The organism is Lysinibacillus sp. VIII_CA (genome assembly GCF_049943995.1).
Classification (GTDB): domain Bacteria; phylum Bacillota; class Bacilli; order Bacillales_A; family Planococcaceae; genus Lysinibacillus; species Lysinibacillus pinottii.
In genome coordinates, this window is the sequence record NZ_JBNFXM010000014.1 from 87,480 (window position 1) to 104,048 (window position 16,569).

Genomic DNA, 16,569 nt, shown 5'->3' on the forward strand with positions numbered 1-16,569 from the left:
AAGATAGATGTTGGGAGGGTTCATGATGAAAATTAGAAAGGCAATCGTCGAAGATGCTACAGGTATTGGGACAGTACATGTCGATAGTTGGAGAACAACCTATAAAGATATAATTCCAGATGAATTTTTAGAAAAATTATCTTATACACAACGAACACTTTTATGGGAACGTCATCTCGAAGATCTTACAAAATTTATACTTGTAGCTGAAAATGACGACGGAGATATTATTGGCTTTTCTTCTGCGACTCAAAGAGAAACAGCACCTATTCCCAATTCCATTTATTTAGAAACACTCTATCTCCTAGAAGCCTATCAAGGGAACGGACTAGGTAAGCTTTTATTGAAAGAACTATTTCTTTTCTTTCAGCAGAAAAACTATTCCAAAATATATGTAGAGGTGTTGGCTGACAATACATCAAAATATTTCTACGAACATTTTGGCGCAAAGCTTTTAACAAGCCTAGACATCAATATTGGGGGCAAAGTAGTAGAGGAGCTAGTTTATGAATGGGATGATGTCAATAAAGTAGTAGAACTATTATGGGATGCATAAAAGCACCCAAATGAATTGGCAGCCTTTAACTACAGATTAGGAGGGTTGAAATTGGCGATTGGCGTTGTTGTTATTGCTTTGGTGTTAATCGTATCTATCGTTTTCATTATATGTCTGGGTAAATCGAAGAAAACAACATTCATTATTTGGGGAATCACTTTAATGGTAGTCATAGCACCACTGTTTGCCTGGGTGGTTTCTATTTTGTATGGCATAAAAGAAGGCGACGGTTTTGCAGCAGTAGGACTCATGGTCATCTTGTTCCCCTTTTTATTTCTCATTGGGCTGGTTATACTTCTCGTCGGTGTATTCAAAAAATTTTAATATATACCACTCCTGTTTATATTTTACTTCTTTAAAAATAAACAGGAGTAAAGTTAGAATGCTTAAATTAAAATCTTCTCAAAGCTTAGGATAACTTTATCTTCGTAAATTCTCTCGTCAAACTGTATAAAACCAAGCGAAGTCCAGAAGTTGACAGCGCCTTTATTAGTAGAATGTACTGCGATATGAATACAGTTTGCTCGTTGACTTCTCATTAATTCCTCGTACATCATGTATATTTTTTTGGCATATCCTAAACCTTGATATTTTTTATGGACCGCCAATAGACTGATCCAAGGTTTTTGATGACGAGGGCTTAACATGCCATAATCCAAAATAGCTAGAAAGTCATCCCCTTTTTTTACCAAGTATCTTTCAACCTGTAATTCTTCTGTTTCTTCATGTATAGCTAGAATATCCTCATTCCCAAGAACCTTTTGATCATAGGCGATTAAATTATATTCCTGATTTGAGTTCATAATATCCTTTTCGATTTCCACGAATGTCCTATCATTTTTATGAAAGGTAAACATTTTTTATTTCTCCTTTTCTTTTGCTAATTTTATAGTACCTCAAATTGGAGTACATTGGCGTTTATTTATGTATCCAGGATAGACCTTATCTATCCGTGACTCTTTTTTAGCTGACATTAGACGAATACCCCACTCCCTTCAATGACAAATTACATACTATAAATTGAAGAAAGGAGAGGTTTTCATGGGATATTACGGAAACGTAGGAAATGCAGGATATTATGGTAGTGTAGGTAATTACAATTGCTGTTACAGCGGTTATGGTAATGAGTATAACATGGGCTACTGCATGGACCATGGCAAAGGTAATAGTTCAACATTTGTCTTAATCGTGATTCTATTCATTCTACTCATCATTGTTGGCGCAACATTCATGCAAAAAGAAGATTGCTAATCATTAGTGATAAGAGATAACTATAACTTCTTTTGTCAATCACCCAAGGGTCCTTTACAGCCAGGTGGCCCTTGGATTTTCACTAAGAAAAAAAAGAAAAACAACCAACTAACATTTGTCGGTTGCTTCACAAATTACGATATTAGTCTTGAATAGCTGGCTCTAATGCGACAACCATCATGTCGTTGAATTACTTGTACTTTTTTAAAGAACAGGATACTTCATGAATGTTGATTTAACAACATTCTACACTATTTAAAATACAACTAAAATTGTTTACCTTTTTATTACGTTAACTAAATATAAGAGGTTGGTCGCTTTTGGTCAAAAGTCGACTGCTTTTAAAGGAGACTGCCAGTAAAAAGGTGGTCTCTTTTTAATTGCCCCAGAACTTGTAGGATTGCTTCTGTATTTCAAAAAGATATTTACCATTTCACCACTATCTTATTCATCACATCATAAGTGGTTTGCTTATGCCACCAGTTGCCTTTAGTCAAGTAACCCCAATTCCGTATTGTGCTGTTTTTGCCCCTATAACCATTTCTGCTCGCATTTTTTTGATGGTGGTAACCTTTGTATCTCAATTCGAGCTGTAGCGTGTGAAGACGCTGAAGCTTTCTCTTTTTCAATCGTAAATTTGAAACCTTTTCCATTTGCATCCGTAAATTAATTACAACACTTTTTCTTTATAATAGGAGGTATTTAAATGGACTCTTTTGCACTTATGGCTTTTTCTTTTGCTTGTTTGTCATTTGTCTTTGCTATTTCAGCTGATTCTAAAATCAAAAAATTAGAAAAACGTATCGACGAACTCGAAAGAAGCCAGTAATTTCTTTAAAGCATACATACATAATAGGCTTATAGAGCGATGTATTTTAATCGCTCTATTTTGTTATTCCTCAAGATGTCCGGTTTGTTTTGATCTCTCCATATTATAGTTTGCTACTACTAGGGTATTTTGTCTTTTTATATGGATTCACCTATGTTTATAGATTCACTAATAATACATTTTCTACTAAACAATTCACACTTTACCTTTGTTTTTAAAGAAACTTGATTAATAAGTCTATAGAATGTAGAAGCGTAATGCATATTATGAAAATGTAATCTGCAGATTATTAATCTTAAGTTAAAAGGAGGTGAAAATTACATGCCTTTAACTACTGGTCCAATTGAAAATACAGGAAATCTACCAGCTAATGCCTCTAGCGTTCGTATCAAAGTTCTTAATCTCACTGGAGGTTTATTAACAGGAGTAGTAAGGGTTTTCAGACTAAACGGCACGAGACAGTTATTATCAACAACTCCTTTTGCTGCTAATGCCAACGCTTCTACATTTGTAACTCCAAGTGTGAGTGGTTCTGCTCAATATGAGGTTGAAATTGTTCCTAATCAAACTGGAGGATTATACAGTGTGTACGGTCGAACAGCTTCAGGTGTAATTATCGATGCCCAACGATTTGTAAATTCAGAATTAACGCAAATTCTTTAATTTTATAAATCTATGCTTAAAAACGTGTGAGCCTTATTTTTAACAGGCTCTTATTGTGGACTAAAGGTATAAAGAAGTGCACTCTTTATACCTTTAGTTATTTTTTAGCCCTTTTATTTTTACTTATGGCAACGCTACTCTTTCTTTTTGATGGTCAATCGCCTCACCCAGCACTTGATGAAATTCTTTCATTACTTCCATACTTAATCCGGGTTCCGAACTTAACCTCATCCTCTATATTCCTGTTATCATCCAGCTTAAATTTTAAAATAGCAACATAAAAAAATTCCATCCAATTGATTAGTCTCAACCCGCAAAGAACAACCTTCACCCATCTTTTACACTCTTGTTTAGCTGCATGTGGTGAAGAAAAACAGGAGTGTAAATAGTAGGAGCCTATAGTCGTGAAATTACAGCAGACGAAAAAGAATATATTCAAATAGTAATGAATGGCGATTTCGATCCTTTAATTACTAAAACAGAAGGAAAAGCAAACGAAGTACAACAAGACTATAACAATCTTGCATTAGCATACGAAAAATTCAATGGTATAGATGAAGACCTACCGAGTGTATTCACAACAGCGACTCAACTAAAATACGTTTACGTAGTTGAGAGACTTGAGAAGATAAAATATATATCAGATGAGATTAAAGAAAAAGTTATTTAATTAAAAATTGTAGCACAAGATAAAGAGGAACAGTGGAGTTAACTATAGTCACTTAACTATGAAAGATAAAGAAAAAGCAACCGACTACTTTAACTCCATTTTACAAAAATGGTCGTTTTTTGGTCGGTTGCTTTTATTAAGGTATTTCATACATGTTGAAAACGCTGTTATATCAACTAGTCTTGAATAGCTGCCTCTAATGCGACAACCATCATGTCGTTGAATTACTTGTACTTTTTTAAAGAACAAGATACTTCATGAATGTTGATTTAACAACATTCTACACTATTTAAAATGCAACTTAAATTGTTTACTTTTTTATTAAGTTAACCAAATATAAGATGTTAGTCGCTTTTTGGTCGCAAAAAGTCGCCTTATTTCGGTTAAAAAAACTTAAAGACCACCCATAACGTAGTGGTCTTTGTTGTTATTTAATTAGTCTCTGTAAATATCTTAAATTGTCATTTCTATTTGGGTATTTCATAGTAGTAAAAACTATTATCGTCTGCTCGCCCCGTTATTGAATGTCCTGGTCGATTTAAGAAACTACCTTTTGCCCAATATCGATAATTCTCACCCTTTTTAAAAACATTTTCATATACATTTTTAGGTGTTGAAATATTAAATTGTTCGCTTTTACTTTCATCAACACGAAATGATGACGCATAGCCTTCTAAAGAACCATCGGCAATTCCATTTAAACTAACATCTCGACTTGGGGTTAAAGTGTATTCGTAAATAACTGTATAAAAATTTCTATTTAAACCATTATAATGTGACGTAAATTCATTAAAGAACATATCTTTATAGATTCCTTTTGCTTTGGAACCAGTAGTATCTATTACAATTGCTCGTTCAATTGTTGCTACTCCTTTATTCAAATGAGTATGTGGTTTTCCAAGAACACCTTCATATCCCGTATATTTCGTTTTCTTGAAGTTAGAAATTGTTAAAATGTTAGTTCCTGTGCTAGCAACTTCACGAAGCTCTTTTAACCCTGTGAAATCAGATGGCGCTTTTTTCATTGCATCCATGAAGCGGATAAGGATAGTTGCTACCTCTGCACGCGTTGTATTGCCATTTGGCTTGAATGTGAAATCCTCATAACCTGAAAGCAATCCAGTACCAAGTGCTACCCCGATATACGGTAGATCCTTCTTATTTACCCCTCCACCATAAAATTCTGGAATCGGAATAATTGTAAGGCTTGAATTTGCCATTTCCTCAATCGCTTTGCCATAATCAGCATTTGCATGGGCTAACCCATTCGCAAGCCAACGAGACATTTCGCCACGTGTCATTGCTTTGTTTGGTTCAAATTTGTTATTTGAGAAATCACTAGCTTTAATGAATCCAACTGCTAGTCCTTCTTGAATAGCGTCATTTGCCCAATGTGAAGCTCCAACATCTGAAAATTTAGATGGTGTACGGTTGTTGCCATCGAATACGCGTGATAGGAATGTTGCAAACTCTGCACGTGTAACTTGAGCAGATGGCTTATATGTACCATCTTCATATCCTGTTACTAACCCTTTTTCAGCGACCTGTTTAATGGACTCATATGCCCAATGAGATTTAGCTACATCTTTAAACGTTGTTTTTGTAACTGGTGCTGCTTGAACATTTTCAGTAGCAACTGGAATAACCATAGCAGCTGTCATAACACTCGCTGCTAGTGCTTTAATCATTAAATTATTGTTCGATGATTTCTTATGTAACATTTCATACCTCACCTTTTATTTAAAAATATGTACATACCAAAGTTACCATATATCCCCTGAATAAGAAATATAGACTATTAAAAATAGATTCTTTTATGCCCTTTTATCTACTTACATTACAAATAATACACCGTCGAAATGAATACAAAAGAAAAACCACCCATCATGGTGTGGTATTTTATAGTTTATTACGTGAAACCCTTTTAATTTAAAATCTAATCTTAGGTTTCTATCGTCGTAATATTCAACCGTTTTAACAATTTTTCAACAACCTCTATCGCTTCGTCTCTTTGCTTATAGTCAGAAGTGCAAAACCTAATCATTTCTATATCATTCATAGCTTGTTCTATAATTTTGTTTATCTCTTTTGAACTATCAATCAAAGATAAGTTATGTTCTAAATCTGCAATATTATACACCCCTTCTTTAAACCTTCTACAAACTAATCCCAGCTCATATAAATCATCCTTAAATGCCTTCCAATTCGGATTTCTTTTATCTTGTTCATTAGACTTTCGAACATTTTTAACAAACCTTTTCTCACAAGCACCATACCTAATATAATTTTTTTGTGCTTCAACAAGGGGCACATGGTTAGCACCTAAATCGTACTCATTTTCTTTTTGAAAAGGGTCGTCCTCCCAAAAACAAATTGGGCATATATCATAGCTACCATCACTATCCAATGTTCTATAGCCACAACAGGGGCACGTAATTTTGTTCATGGTACACCTTACCTCTCGACTCATTTCTATGTCATTTTCTACAAAACACTTACTAAACTACTCAGTAAGTTTAATAATACCCTATACAACTTTCATTTGGATAACTATTTCCATTAATTTTCAAGCCAATTATCTAAAGATGGTTCACTATGCACTAATGATTGTGGAAGACTATTAGGTTAATTTAACTAATTATAGAAAAGCATTGGACGTTCACTGTGCACTTTCCATTCACAAATATTTAATAAAAAATAAATAACAAAAAACCATCAAGACATGGTCAATAAACTAATCATATATCCCCCATTCAAACACAAAATAATGACTATCAGACTGTCCAAATATGTAGTCATATGTATATCCTTTTATTAGTTGAATAGTTTCAATGTGATTTAATTTAGTTAAAAGTTCTTTAACAATTGGTTCTGTTACATTAAGATATGCTAATTCATTTTGAAATCTACATAGAAACTCACCTTGGTTCACTAACTCAATACAAATGTTTTTGGGGGGGGAATAATTATTAATCCAGAAATTTTCTAGCGCGGTTAGCCATTGTTCATCAGAAGGATTTGGTTCATCATGGATATCCCACTCCTCTCCATCAAACAATTCTTTTTTTAATATTGCAGAAAATGCCTCTTGAATATTATCAAATTGACTTTTTTCTGCAAATATTATATCTACTTGCATTTCATAATTATCTCTAAATTCATATACAAGAAATGACAAATTTGATAATCTTACATTTGCAATTTGTCTAGCAAATAAATTGTAATCATCAAACAACTTTTGAATATCCTTGAACATATAATCTCCATTCCTTTCTTCCTATTTCTATTCCATTATCTTTATAATACAATGAACAAGATTATTTTGGATAACTATCCATTTGTGATTCTAGCCATTTTTCTAGGTTTTGGTCTGTTATTTATTTTTGTGTGTTCTATGGTCACGCTCGTTCAGCCAGTTATAAAAAGGTGCTGAACGCCCTCTATTAGACATAAGGTAAAATGCGATAAATGCTTGCCCCTTTAATGAAACAACTACTACATATGGTGTAAGTGAGCAATGGATTTATTATGATTATAAATATTTGTATTTTGAAGATGGAATTTTAACTACTATTCAAGAGTAATGTAAAGGAGGCTAGGACAAAAGGGTTTAGTCAATGAAAACTGTTTGAAGAGCAAGCAATTATTACAGCTATAATAGAAAACACAGATTTTAAAGAAACAATATCTCCTTATAAAAAGTAACAGAATATATTGTACATGATAAAATTGCTTCATTTGAAGTAAAAAAATATTAAACAAAAAATAACCAGGTACTCACATTCAATTGAGCTCCTGGTTGTTATTTTGGTGACTGAGTATTAATTACTTGACTATGTCAATGTCAGTCTATACTAATTTTAAACTAATAGAACTTTCACCTTTTTACTATTCATTTTCAAAAATGACCCATACTTTATATCTATCTTCTATACTACATTCCGTATAAATCCTACATCCTTTTATTGAAGCTAATCTAAAAGCAAGAGAATATGCTATCTTGTAATCTGGAGTATCATATCCATTATAAATTCTTCCATATATTTCATTTGCTATGGAATCTGCCCATGTGTCAGCTTCATATAGAGTATCGAAAATAATTTGTTCTATATTCCATTTAATAGTCATATATAAACTCCTCCAGATTTTTTTATACTCTGCATTCAATTCGAATACCGCTAGTTTCATTACTACCACTTGTTGATTCTAGAAGAGAAGAAAGTATATCATTGTCTTTTCAAGAATGGTTACCTTTTTTTCCTGTGTAATTAATATGATGAAGAAGTAAAAAATTTTTTCTTAGGTAACACAAAAACAAAGAGATACGTTTGTCAATGTCCCTATCGAGTTAATGAGAGAAATAAAACAATATACAAAGGACCAGAAGTTACAACTCGCATCAGGGGAAGCTTGGACACCTTTGGAAGATGACGATAACAATTCAATAAATCTACTATTCACAAAAACAAACGGTTTCCCTGCACATCCGGATAGTATGTTCAGGAGCAACTTGGACATGTTAACATTCAAGAAACGATTAATACCTATAGTCACTTAACTATGAAAGATAAAGAAAAAGCAACCGACTACTTTAACTCCATTTTACAAAAATGGTCGTTTTTTGGTCGGTTGCTTTTATTAAGGTATTTCATACATGTTGAAAACGCTGTTATATCAACTAGTCTTGAATAGCTGCCTCTAATGCGACAACCATCATGTCGTTGAATGTTGTTTGACGTTCTTCTGAAGTTGTTACTTCACCTGTAATGATGTGGTCACTTACTGTTAGAACAGAAAGTGCTTTACGGCCAAATTTAGCGGCTAATGTGTAAAGAGCTGCTGATTCCATTTCTACAGCTAGTACACCGTATTGTGCTAATTTTTCATTTTGATGCTCATCTGAGTAGAATAAATCTGCTGTGAAGATATTCCCTACTTGTAAGTTAAGTCCAGCATCTTTCCCTGCGTTATACGCTTTCAATAATAGGTCAAAGTCTGCGATTGGTGCGAAGTCGATAGCTCCACCCCAAATGATTTGGTTCATACGTGTATCAGATGTTGCTGCTTGTGCTAAAATCACGTCACGCACTTTCACATCTTTTTGAATTGCACCACAAGTACCTACACGGATTAATTTTTGAACATCATATTCTTGCATTAATTCTGTCGCATAGATTGAAATAGATGGCACACCCATACCAGTTCCTTGTACTGAAATACGTTTGCCTTTATACGTACCCGTATAACCAAACATATTACGTACCTCGTTGTAGCAAGTTACATCCTCTAAAAATGTTTCCGCGATGTATTTTGCACGAAGTGGATCTCCTGGAAGTAAAATTGTGTCAGCGATTTCACCTTTTTTTGCATTAATATGAACACTCATACTGCAATCCCTCTTTTCTGTCAGTTATCACTATAAATAATACTGTGTTTCTGTCATTTACGCAATGCTAGACGTCTAGCAACTAAAAAATTATTTATAGTTTTCGTACAATTATGCCTGTCCCTCATATAATTCCCACAAATGATCAAAAGCTTCAATTGTTAAATTTTCTGTAGCATAGGATTCAATGTAGTTGGATAGTTCGTTAAAGTCTGTGCTTTGCTTTGGAAAATTATGCTCATGAAACATTTCCTCTGCAAACCGTACCTTAGGGTCTGACCAGTCGCCGCCCCGAAATGTTAGGACATATAAATAAAAACTTTTTTTCATCACACAATTTCCCCTTTTCTTGCATTTACTTTTCGATAGTGTATCAGAAAAACCGTTATTCGTCATAATTTCCACTACTAAGATATATTACCTATCCAAGGTTTTAGCACTATTTTCTTGGACAATCCTGACTTTTGTCACAGCTATAGCTATCAGAAAAATTTAAATTTTTAGAAAAAATAATAGAAATATCTAGTAAAATAAGATAAAATGGAAATCGATTACTAAAAATTAGGAAGGTGATGCGATGAAAAAGACTAAGAATATTCATGATGCAGCAAAAAAACGCCCGACTCTCTTCACTTTTAGCTTTTTTAAGAGAAAGAAAGCTTCTATACAAGAGAAAAACGGGATCAATCCCCGTCCTAATAGAGTAAAACGACAACGTTTTTACCATTTAATTAGAGGAAAAGTGCTTATGATGTTCGCACTTCTTATTGTAATTAATGGTGTAATGGGTATATTGTCTTATGTCAATATACAGAAGCTTCAGCAGGAGATGGAGGATTTCACTAAGAAGAATGTCTTAGAGCAGTTAACAGTAAATCAACTTGCGTATGAGATTGCAAGGCTGACGAATTTGGAACAAAGTTACTTAATTACAGGTAATGGCATTTATTCTACTTCATATCATTTGAAAATTGATACTATTAATAAAAAATTAACGGCTTTAAATGAACAATTTCAGGATCGGGAAGTTGAGCTTGGTCATATACAGGCCATTGACCAGTATTATAGAAATTACTTGGATTATTCAAAAAAAGTGATGACTATGCGTGATGAACTTGGTCTTGAGCAGGCCCGTAAGCTTATGATGGGGGCTACTGGGGAAACAATGAAAACCCATATTGATAATAATATTGAATCCATAAATATTGTAATGGATGAATCGAATAAAGCTAAATTAGACAAGCTTAATCAACAAGTAAACCTTTCGATCACTACATTCTTTATCGTATCTATTATAGGGTTTTTAGCCATTGTTATGTTTGGTTTTATGCTCTTTAAATCTTTGAAACGTAATACACAAGCGATTAATGACTCCATCCTTGATATTGCTCAGGCAGGAGGCGATTTGACTAGGCGTGTGAAAGTGCGAAATCATGATGAATTTTCCATTATTGCTGCTTCCACAAATACGTTGATTGAATCCATTTCCAATTTAATTCGACGTGTAAGTGAACTGGCTGATCATGTATCAAGCAGTAGTCAGGAGCTCATGTCGCTAGCAGATGAAAATGCTCGTACCATTCAAGATATTGCGGATGCGACTGCAGATATTGCAAGCGATAGTGATAATACCATTTCTAGTATGAATAGTGCACAACAAAAAATGAGTGATTTAGAGCACTCTATGCATCAATTGAACGAACAAGCCAGTGCCGTACATCGTGCCTCTATAGCCATGCAGCAAGCAGCCGATGAAGGAAGCCTTTCTGTGGAGCAATCTTCGCTTGTTATGCAATCAATCGAAGAAACTATGGCTTCCACAACATCCACGGTCGAGGCTTTAGGTCGTAAATCTGCCGACATTACATCAATCATTGGTACCATTACAGCCATTTCCGAGCAAACAAATCTACTAGCTTTAAATGCAGCGATTGAAGCGGCTCGAGCTGGCGAGCATGGTCGAGGTTTTGCCGTGGTAGCGGATGAAGTTCGAAAACTAGCTGAGCAATCCCAAAGTGCTGCCAAGGAAGTAACTGCTATCGTGACATCTATTCAAGATGAAGTTACATCTATTATTGCTCAAAACCATGAAGGAGTCACTACGGTCATTCGAGGCGTAGAAGTAACCAATGAAACCAATCAATCTTTGGCCAACATTTTATCGCATACACAAGAAACAACAACGATAATTGCAGCCATGGTGGATAAAATTGCATCTACACTTGACTTTAGCAATGCCGTAGCGAGCGACTTCATTCACGTCAATGCCTATGCTGAGCAGTCCGCGGCTAACACCGTAACATCCGCCGCCGCTGCCACACAGGGCTCCGCTTCCATGCAGGAAATCAACGCGGCTGCCACTGAGCTTGCTCAACAAGCTGACAGCCTGCGAAATCTAGTAGGAGCATTTAAAGTTTAAGTTTTTTCTAAACGTTATTGTAAATTTAAGAGGGAATCCTTCCAATGAAAGGATTCCCTCTTATTTTTTGAGGAGGAGATGCTTCAATATGGCGAGGTGTGAATCAGCCAAGGTCAGAGGTGCTATCCGCTCGTTCTATCCTCACTTCACACATTCTATCCTCTACTTAGTTAATGCACAAAAAAACCTAGCAAGGTCGCTCTTGCTAGGATGATATTTTATTTGAATAATGATAGGAATTGGCCGTAGCCTTCTTTTTCTAAATCTTCTTTTGCTACGAAACGTAGGGATGCTGAGTTAATGCAGTAGCGTAAGCCTCCTAGTTCACTTGGGCCGTCTGGGAAGACATGTCCTAGATGGGAGTCTGCTTCTTTACTGCGTACCTCTACCCGACGCATACCGTGGGAAGTGTCGAAGTGTTCAGTTACTTCTTCTTTTTGGATGGGCTTTGTAAATGCTGGCCAGCCACAGCCTGAGTTGTATTTATCCAATGAGCTGAATAGTGGTTTCCCAGAGACAATATCTACATAGATGCCCTCTTCAAAATGCTCATCAAACTCATTACGAAATGGTGGTTCTGTCCCATTTTCCTGTGTCACATAATATTGCATGTCTGTGAGTTCTTTTAAACGTTGTTCTTTATTCATGTTTGTTCCCCCAGTGATGCTCTTGAAACGCTCGGCGACCACTTCCAACCGAATAGCGTTCATAGTGCATTGGATTTTTCTTATAATAATATTGGTGATAGTCCTCAGCCGGGTAAAATGTGCTAGCAGGTAAGATTTTCACCATGATCGGTTTATCAAATTTTCCAGAGGCTTCTAAATCAGCCTTTGAACGCTCTGCTAGTTGACGTTGTTCTTCATTATGATAGTAAATGGCTGTTGTGTAGGATTCGCCACGATCGTAAAATTGGCCTCCTGCATCTGTCGGGTCTATTAAGGTCCAATAGATGGATAGTAGTTGCTCATAGCTATAAAGGTCATCATCGTATACGATTTGCACGGCTTCTACATGTCCGGTAGTTTCTGAGCACACTTGCTCATAGGTTGGATTGACAACATGTCCACCTGTATAGCCTGATAGCACCGACTCAATGCCAGGTGTTTCGTCAAATGGCTTGACCATACACCAAAAACAGCCTCCTGCAAATGTTGCATATTGCTTTGCCATTCATTTCACTCCTTATTCACCAGGAACAATAATTTCTAATAAAATTTTGTCATTTGGTAAGTCTAATTCTTTAGCACGGACACGTGATCCTGATGCTATGTTAATTCGCGATAAATCAATATAGATTTCTGCTTTATTGGGGTTCACGGTAATCCAAGAAGGGAATTCCACCGAATCCCGCATAATTTTCATGGTCGTCTCCGGCGGAATGTTTAATAGCCCGACATTCATTCCCGTCTGCTTTAAAATAATATTGCCCTTGTCATCCACAATTGGATCAAAATTCATGGAAATCGGGATTTCCGTATAAAACACGGTAAGTGTGCTTCGTAATTGAATATCATCGCCGATTGTAAAATCAAGTGGTAAAGGCGAGCCTTTTGCTGCATCCTTTAAATATTTTTTGGAAATCGATTCTAATTCCTTTGTTGTGGTTTGCACCACGAGTACATTCCCTTTGCTTTCACTTTCACCTGCTGAACTCTTCGCAACATCGACTCCATCTACTGGTCTAGTTGCTAAAAAAACGACGAGGAGGATTGCAAAAAGCACTGTGCCTGCTAAGGCGAAAAACGCGACTTTCCATTTATTCATTTTGTCACTCCTCGAAGCCTATTGCCTTGTTAATCTTTTCTTCCATACCACACTGCTCCATTGCTGCTAGTATACGTTCTGTCATTTTTTCATATCCCTTTGCATTGGGGTGGAAAAAATCTGTATGATAGACGAGCTCTTCATTTGAATCAAATAAATCCTCCACCGATACGTAGCATGCATTGGAATCTTCGCTCGCTACTTCCTCAATCACATTATTCCATTCTGTGATAATTGTATCGAATTCATTCGCCTCATTGGTCACAATCGAAAATGGATTGTAGAATCCAATGAGTAGGATAGGCACTGTCGGATTTTTTGCACGAATTCCTTCAACGATTTTGCTATAGCGCTGCTTATAGGTCCGCAATTCTTTATCGAATGCGTCACGCTTCAGATTAAACAAATCCTGTTTAACCACTTTCATGACATCATTGCCACCCATTGTTAAAGAAATGAGCTGCGCTTGCTGCAACTCTTCATCATAATGCCCTTTTTTCACTAATTTTAGTAGCTGATCACTACGTCTGCCCCGTTTGCCACGATTATCAACATCCACCTCGGAAATCGAAGGCCACGTAAGCAATGAATCTGCTAATCTTCCTACATAACCGTCTTGACTATACTCATCACCGACACCATCTGTTAATGAATCTCCCAGTGCCAAGTAATGCAGTTGCTTTGCATTTTCTTCATCAATTTGCGATAAATCCTCTGCTGATGGCTCAAAAAAATGTTCAAAAATTTGCGTCAACATATTCTTGGAGGTTTTTTCCTCTTCTACTGTTTGTTGCTCATCCTGCGTCATATCTTGCTCCGTTTCTGCTTGCTCGCCGTCAGGCTCTGCTTGCGGATTCGGCTCATCGATTGATATTGCACAACCACTTAGTACTAAGACGATCAAACATGACAACATAAATCGCCAAATGTCCATTTGACCACCTTCCATCCCTTTCTGTACCTTCTATTATAGAATAGTTCATACCCTAATGAAAAGTGACTTACCCTCTGTTCTCCATAATTTTGTGTTGTTGTCAAATTTCCTCTTTTCCAAATGCCGAACAAGCATCCAGCTAAAAGGTAAAAAATGAAAAAAAGCCACTACATTTACTTATGTAGTAGCTCCTCACTATTATTCTGCAAAATAAATAAATCCGATTGCACCTGGTCCAGTATGTGTCGAAATAATTGGGGATGTAAAGGCAATCTCAACTTTATCAAAACCAGTTCCTTCGATTAACTCTTTTAATGGATTACCCATTGTGATGAGGCCATCTGCATGAGAAATACCGACCGTTTTAACTGTTTTCCCAGCCGTATCTGCTTGGAATTGTTTAAATAAGTAATTCACAACCTGTTTATGGCTACGAACCTTGGAAACAGGATTGTAAACGCCACCCTCTAGGTTGGCAATAACTTTGATGTTCAGCAATGAGCCGATAAAGCCCTTTCCTTTACCAATTCGACCGCCTTTAATTAGATTCTCAAGGGTATCCACAATCACATACAAATGTGTGTTTGCACGTACTTTATCCAGACGGGCCACGATGTCCTCAACCGTTGCTCCAGCATCGCGCATTTTTATAGCCTCACGTAGCTGGATAGCTAGACCAATTGCAATAAAGCGTGAGTCAATCACAGTCACATCGGCGTCTGTCATTTGAGCTGCTTGTCGTGCTGACTCCACCGTGCCACTCATACCACCTGTCATATGGATGGATATAATTTGATCGCCATCTTTGCCTAACTCATCATATAATTCCTTAAATTTCCCTGGTGCAGGCTGCGAACTTTTCGGCAAATTTTTAGCATTTTTCATTAAGCCTAAAAAAGGTTGTGGCTCTAAATCCACACCATCTATATATGTTTCACCATCAATTTGAATTGTTAATGGCACGATATGTATGCCATGCTGTGCTACTTCTTCTTTAGTTAAATCACAAGTTGAGTCCGTTACTATATGAATTCGTCCCACTTCGACACATCCTTTTACTTCATTAAAATTTATTATATAGACTAATGAATCATTATGTAAACATGACATTTGTCATTAGGTTAAGCCTTGATTTCTTTAGAATGTAAACGCTACCTTTGATACTATAGCGTTTCCTTTAACTCTTGTCTATCAAAGCCCCTAAAAGAATATGACAGCCTTATGACATTTTTGATATGAAATATATGACAAATGTAAATGTTCATATATAAATTATTGGGGTATAGTAAATACATGAACGAAAGGAGTGTTGTAAATGATTGATTCATTTGACTATAAATCTTGGAAGGAAGAGCTGTGGAATGCCATTACACACGGTATTGGTTTTCTTGCAAGTATTCCAGCACTAGTTGTTTTACTGGTTACAGCTGTGCAAACAGGAAATGCTCTACATATTACTACTTTTAGTATTTTTGGCACCTCTGTCATCATCCTGTTCCTAATGTCCACACTGCTACACAGTATGCCAGAAAAATATAAACACTTTTTCGCTATTTTGGACCACTCGTCCATTTACATTTTAATTGCTGGTACGTATACGCCGTTTTTATTAATTGCCGTTGGTGGCACATTAGGTTTGACTTTGTTATGTATTATTTGGACATTGGCTGTCCTAGGTGTTCTTTTTAAATGTTTCTTCATCAATCGTTTTGAAGTCCTATCTTTAATATTTTATATTGGCATGGGCTGGTTAATCATTTTTGCTATTAAGCCCGTTTATCTATACTTAGGCTTTTACGGCTTTGCTTTATTGCTAGCGGGTGGGCTGTTTTATACGATTGGTGCCATCTTTTATGCTTGGCGCTCTCTACCTTATAACCATGCAATATGGCATCTTTTTGTGCTAGCTGGCTGTGCTTCCATGTACGCTTGTGTATACTTCTATTTATAAAAAAAGTCGCTCCCTTCATAAGAGGGCACTGAAAAACCTATGTTTTCATAAAAGCGAACCTTTTTAAGATAAAAATAAGGCACTTCTTGTTCAATTTTGAACAGGAAGTGCCTTATTTCTGTCTCACTGGATCTTCTGTTGCC

At 36.0% G+C, this 16,569-nt stretch carries 19 protein-coding genes and 1 pseudogene; 8 read left to right on the plus strand and 12 right to left on the minus strand.

Translation table 11 applies throughout. The features are described 5' to 3' along the window. The first annotated feature begins 22 nt into the window (after positions 1 to 22). Both ACP3VS_RS17135 and ACP3VS_RS17140 read left to right on the plus strand, forming a co-directional pair. Complete coding sequence (locus tag ACP3VS_RS17135; protein ID WP_230584402.1) at positions 23 to 556, plus strand: GNAT family N-acetyltransferase; 534 nt, start codon at positions 23 to 25, stop codon at positions 554 to 556. A gap of 51 nt (positions 557 to 607) precedes the next feature. Further along, entirely contained in the window at positions 608 to 880 is a 273-nt protein-coding gene (locus ACP3VS_RS17140) for a hypothetical protein (RefSeq protein ID WP_036168217.1), read from the plus strand. Positions 881 to 942: 62 nt separating this feature from the next. On the opposite strand, the gene ACP3VS_RS17145 is transcribed toward ACP3VS_RS17140, so the two are convergent. After that, entirely contained in the window at positions 943 to 1,413 is a 471-nt protein-coding gene (locus ACP3VS_RS17145; RefSeq protein WP_036161589.1) for a GNAT family N-acetyltransferase, read from the minus strand. Positions 1,414 to 1,597: 184 nt separating this feature from the next. Between ACP3VS_RS17145 and ACP3VS_RS17150 the strand changes: the two genes are divergently transcribed. The 4 genes from ACP3VS_RS17150 to ACP3VS_RS17165 all read left to right on the plus strand — a co-directional run bounded on the left by ACP3VS_RS17150 (position 1,598) and on the right by ACP3VS_RS17165 (position 3,969). After that, positions 1,598 to 1,807, plus strand: coding sequence for a YjcZ family sporulation protein (locus tag ACP3VS_RS17150; protein ID WP_031418153.1), 210 nt, complete (start codon positions 1,598 to 1,600; stop codon positions 1,805 to 1,807). Between the two features lie 706 nt (positions 1,808 to 2,513). Next, the gene (locus ACP3VS_RS17155) at positions 2,514 to 2,636 is read left to right on the plus strand and encodes a hypothetical protein (RefSeq protein WP_257216131.1); all 123 of its coding nucleotides are present in this window, start codon (positions 2,514 to 2,516) and stop codon (positions 2,634 to 2,636) included. A gap of 321 nt (positions 2,637 to 2,957) precedes the next feature. After that, positions 2,958 to 3,299 (plus strand): hypothetical protein, encoded by a 342-nt coding sequence (locus ACP3VS_RS17160; protein ID WP_031418152.1) that lies wholly within the window; start codon positions 2,958 to 2,960, stop codon positions 3,297 to 3,299. Positions 3,300 to 3,744: 445 nt separating this feature from the next. Continuing rightward, a complete protein-coding gene (locus tag ACP3VS_RS17165; protein WP_031418151.1) occupies positions 3,745 to 3,969 on the plus strand; it encodes a hypothetical protein in 225 nt (74 codons plus the stop codon). A 467-nt stretch (positions 3,970 to 4,436) separates the two neighbouring features. Here the strand turns inward: ACP3VS_RS17165 and ACP3VS_RS17170 are convergent, their stop codons facing one another. The 6 genes and pseudogenes from ACP3VS_RS17170 to ACP3VS_RS17195 all read right to left on the minus strand — a co-directional run bounded on the left by ACP3VS_RS17170 (position 4,437) and on the right by ACP3VS_RS17195 (position 9,685). Further along, complete coding sequence (locus tag ACP3VS_RS17170; RefSeq protein WP_426389342.1) at positions 4,437 to 5,690, minus strand: S-layer homology domain-containing protein; 1,254 nt, start codon at positions 5,688 to 5,690, stop codon at positions 4,437 to 4,439. A gap of 476 nt (positions 5,691 to 6,166) precedes the next feature. Further along, positions 6,167 to 6,415 (minus strand): annotated as a pseudogene (locus tag ACP3VS_RS17175) (CPCC family cysteine-rich protein); the annotation flags it as partial. Positions 6,416 to 6,703: 288 nt separating this feature from the next. Next, complete coding sequence (locus tag ACP3VS_RS17180; protein WP_426389343.1) at positions 6,704 to 7,225, minus strand: hypothetical protein; 522 nt, start codon at positions 7,223 to 7,225, stop codon at positions 6,704 to 6,706. 632 nt (positions 7,226 to 7,857) lie between these two features. Beyond that, complete coding sequence (locus tag ACP3VS_RS17185) at positions 7,858 to 8,097, minus strand: hypothetical protein (protein ID WP_036161585.1); 240 nt, start codon at positions 8,095 to 8,097, stop codon at positions 7,858 to 7,860. Positions 8,098 to 8,647: 550 nt separating this feature from the next. Then, on the minus strand, positions 8,648 to 9,355 hold the full coding sequence (gene deoD, locus ACP3VS_RS17190; protein ID WP_031418150.1) for a purine-nucleoside phosphorylase: 708 nt from the start codon (positions 9,353 to 9,355) through the stop codon (positions 8,648 to 8,650). Between the two features lie 111 nt (positions 9,356 to 9,466). After that, positions 9,467 to 9,685 carry a YozE family protein gene (locus ACP3VS_RS17195; RefSeq protein WP_031418149.1) on the minus strand — a complete coding sequence of 73 codons (219 nt, stop codon included), beginning with the start codon at positions 9,683 to 9,685 and terminating at the stop codon, positions 9,467 to 9,469. A 247-nt stretch (positions 9,686 to 9,932) separates the two neighbouring features. Between ACP3VS_RS17195 and ACP3VS_RS17200 the strand changes: the two genes are divergently transcribed. Beyond that, positions 9,933 to 11,774 (plus strand): methyl-accepting chemotaxis protein, encoded by a 1,842-nt coding sequence (locus ACP3VS_RS17200; protein WP_031418148.1) that lies wholly within the window; start codon positions 9,933 to 9,935, stop codon positions 11,772 to 11,774. 218 nt (positions 11,775 to 11,992) lie between these two features. Here the strand turns inward: ACP3VS_RS17200 and msrB are convergent, their stop codons facing one another. The 5 genes from msrB to ACP3VS_RS17225 all read right to left on the minus strand — a co-directional run bounded on the left by msrB (position 11,993) and on the right by ACP3VS_RS17225 (position 15,516). Continuing rightward, positions 11,993 to 12,421: a peptide-methionine (R)-S-oxide reductase MsrB gene (msrB, locus tag ACP3VS_RS17205; protein ID WP_012294357.1), complete on the minus strand. Its 429-nt coding sequence runs from the start codon at positions 12,419 to 12,421 to the stop codon at positions 11,993 to 11,995. Next, the gene (gene msrA, locus ACP3VS_RS17210; protein WP_012294356.1) at positions 12,414 to 12,947 is read right to left on the minus strand and encodes a peptide-methionine (S)-S-oxide reductase MsrA; all 534 of its coding nucleotides are present in this window, start codon (positions 12,945 to 12,947) and stop codon (positions 12,414 to 12,416) included. The genes msrB and msrA overlap by 8 nt, the downstream gene beginning before the upstream one ends. A gap of 12 nt (positions 12,948 to 12,959) precedes the next feature. Beyond that, on the minus strand, positions 12,960 to 13,541 hold the full coding sequence (locus tag ACP3VS_RS17215; RefSeq protein ID WP_012294355.1) for a YpmS family protein: 582 nt from the start codon (positions 13,539 to 13,541) through the stop codon (positions 12,960 to 12,962). Between the two features lie 4 nt (positions 13,542 to 13,545). Next, the gene (locus ACP3VS_RS17220) at positions 13,546 to 14,475 is read right to left on the minus strand and encodes a GDSL-type esterase/lipase family protein (RefSeq protein ID WP_227256843.1); all 930 of its coding nucleotides are present in this window, start codon (positions 14,473 to 14,475) and stop codon (positions 13,546 to 13,548) included. A gap of 198 nt (positions 14,476 to 14,673) precedes the next feature. Beyond that, entirely contained in the window at positions 14,674 to 15,516 is an 843-nt protein-coding gene (locus ACP3VS_RS17225) for a DegV family protein (RefSeq protein ID WP_031418146.1), read from the minus strand. A gap of 274 nt (positions 15,517 to 15,790) precedes the next feature. Here ACP3VS_RS17225 and trhA point away from each other — a divergent pair, with 274 nt between their 5' ends. After that, entirely contained in the window at positions 15,791 to 16,426 is a 636-nt protein-coding gene (gene trhA, locus ACP3VS_RS17230; RefSeq protein ID WP_031418145.1) for a PAQR family membrane homeostasis protein TrhA, read from the plus strand. The last annotated feature ends 143 nt before the right edge of the window (positions 16,427 to 16,569 follow it).

Excerpts from the sequence above, each read along its gene's own strand:
- ACP3VS_RS17135 (WP_230584402.1), top strand. The coding sequence starts at position 23 with ATGATGAAAATTAGAAAGGCAATCGTCGAAGATGCTACAGGTATTGGG.
- ACP3VS_RS17145 (WP_036161589.1), bottom strand. The coding sequence starts at position 1,413 with ATGTTTACCTTTCATAAAAATGATAGGACATTCGTGGAAATCGAAAAG.
- ACP3VS_RS17150 (WP_031418153.1), top strand. The coding sequence starts at position 1,598 with ATGGGATATTACGGAAACGTAGGAAATGCAGGATATTATGGTAGTGTA.
- ACP3VS_RS17155 (WP_257216131.1), top strand. The coding sequence starts at position 2,514 with ATGGACTCTTTTGCACTTATGGCTTTTTCTTTTGCTTGTTTGTCATTT.
- ACP3VS_RS17160 (WP_031418152.1), top strand. The coding sequence starts at position 2,958 with ATGCCTTTAACTACTGGTCCAATTGAAAATACAGGAAATCTACCAGCT.
- ACP3VS_RS17165 (WP_031418151.1), top strand. The coding sequence starts at position 3,745 with ATGAATGGCGATTTCGATCCTTTAATTACTAAAACAGAAGGAAAAGCA.
- ACP3VS_RS17170 (WP_426389342.1), bottom strand. The coding sequence starts at position 5,690 with ATGTTACATAAGAAATCATCGAACAATAATTTAATGATTAAAGCACTA.
- ACP3VS_RS17180 (WP_426389343.1), bottom strand. The coding sequence starts at position 7,225 with ATGTTCAAGGATATTCAAAAGTTGTTTGATGATTACAATTTATTTGCT.
- ACP3VS_RS17185 (WP_036161585.1), bottom strand. The coding sequence starts at position 8,097 with ATGACTATTAAATGGAATATAGAACAAATTATTTTCGATACTCTATAT.
- deoD (WP_031418150.1), bottom strand. The coding sequence starts at position 9,355 with ATGAGTGTTCATATTAATGCAAAAAAAGGTGAAATCGCTGACACAATT.
- ACP3VS_RS17195 (WP_031418149.1), bottom strand. The coding sequence starts at position 9,685 with ATGAAAAAAAGTTTTTATTTATATGTCCTAACATTTCGGGGCGGCGAC.
- ACP3VS_RS17200 (WP_031418148.1), top strand. The coding sequence starts at position 9,933 with ATGAAAAAGACTAAGAATATTCATGATGCAGCAAAAAAACGCCCGACT.
- msrB (WP_012294357.1), bottom strand. The coding sequence starts at position 12,421 with ATGAATAAAGAACAACGTTTAAAAGAACTCACAGACATGCAATATTAT.
- msrA (WP_012294356.1), bottom strand. The coding sequence starts at position 12,947 with ATGGCAAAGCAATATGCAACATTTGCAGGAGGCTGTTTTTGGTGTATG.
- ACP3VS_RS17215 (WP_012294355.1), bottom strand. The coding sequence starts at position 13,541 with ATGAATAAATGGAAAGTCGCGTTTTTCGCCTTAGCAGGCACAGTGCTT.
- ACP3VS_RS17220 (WP_227256843.1), bottom strand. The coding sequence starts at position 14,475 with ATGGACATTTGGCGATTTATGTTGTCATGTTTGATCGTCTTAGTACTA.
- trhA (WP_031418145.1), top strand. The coding sequence starts at position 15,791 with ATGATTGATTCATTTGACTATAAATCTTGGAAGGAAGAGCTGTGGAAT.